At 54.4% G+C, this 1,296-nt stretch carries 1 protein-coding gene; it reads left to right on the top strand.

From position 1 onward, the window contains the following. Window positions 1-71: 71 nt before the first annotated feature. Entirely contained in the window at window positions 72-1,241 is a 1,170-nt protein-coding gene (locus tag AACX68_RS07340; RefSeq protein ID WP_228860865.1) for an IS701 family transposase, read from the top strand. Window positions 1,242-1,296: the final 55 nt, after the last annotated feature.

Here is a 1,296-nt window from a genome sequence, read left to right as displayed (position 1 = left end):
TAGTACTACAGTCGTGACTCATCTTGTGTCATGATGGTTATCTTCTCTATTCTACTCCCAAGAGAGGTCCTATGACTTCACCTGTCAACCCCTGGGAACAGGAGCTACTGGCTGTCCATTCCCGCATCGCACCGTTATTTCACCCTTCAGGCCCGCAACAACGTTGCCTCGCTTATCTTCGGGGATTGCTCAGTGACGTTGAACGTAAAAATGGCTGGCAACTGGCGGAGTGGCTGGGTGAGCACTCGCCGGATAACATTCAATATTTTCTGGAACGCGCTCGTTGGGATGCCGAGGGCGTCCGCGATATCTTATGTGACTATGTGACAGAACATCTGGGGAATGAGCAAGGTATCCTGATTATTGATGAAACCGGATTTATCAAAAAAGGGTGTCATTCTGCCGGGGTCCAGCGTCAATACAGCGGAACAGCCGGGCGGGTTGAAAACTGTCAAATTGGTGTCTTCCTGTGTTACGCCGGCAACGGCGGCCATGCCTTTATTGACCGGGCCTTATATCTGCCCGACGTCTGGACGCAGGAGCGTCCCCGCTGTGTGGCGGCCGGTATTCCTGCGTCGGTGGATTTCGCCACTAAACCTCAACTCGCCCGGCACATGCTGGAACGGGCATTCGATGCGGGCGTGCCCTGTCGTTGGGTCACCGCCGATTCGGTCTATGGAAGTGACCGTCGCCTGCGATGCTGGCTGGAAAGCCGGCACCAGTCGTTTGTCCTGGCCATTGCCAAAAACGAAAAGCTCTGGTGGCAAGGCCCTACGAGTGTCAGGGCGGATGAGATTGCCGCCAGTCTGACGCCCGCTGAGTGGGGTAAACACTCCGCCGGATTGGGCACGAAGGGAGAACGGTGGTATGACTGGGCAAGGGTTCCGCTCTGGCGTTTACAGGTCAGCGAAGAAGAGCGATGTTATGGTCATTATCTCCTGATACGGCGTAGCCGGGATGAGAAGCAAGAACAAGCTTACTATGTAGTTTATGCCCGCAAAGACCAGGCAGAGCTGAAGACGCTCGTCCAGGTCGCCGGACACCGTTGGGAAATCGAAAGCGGTTTTGAGGAAACAAAAGGCGAGTGCGGTCTGGATCATTACGAAGTCCGGCAGTGGCACAGTTGGTATCGGCATATCACCTTGTCGTTATTGGCGCATGCGGTCCTGGCGGTTTTGCGGATACAGGAGAAAAAAAACGCCGGCGGGACGGGTAGCCCTGAGTGTAGCGGAACTGCGTAAGTTGCTGTCAAAACTGATGGAAAAGGCAGAGAAGACCGTAGAACAAATTTTATCT

Origin of the sequence: Xenorhabdus sp. PB61.4 (assembly GCF_963894935.1) — a bacterium.
GTDB lineage: Bacteria > Pseudomonadota > Gammaproteobacteria > Enterobacterales > Enterobacteriaceae > Xenorhabdus > Xenorhabdus stockiae.
Note: the sequence above shows the minus strand (reverse complement) of the source record. Positions and strands in the feature narration are given on the sequence as shown.

What these genes read in the sequence shown, in the direction of transcription:
- AACX68_RS07340 (WP_228860865.1), top strand. Translation starts at nt 72, where the DNA reads ATGACTTCACCTGTCAACCCCTGGGAACAGGAGCTACTGGCTGTCCAT.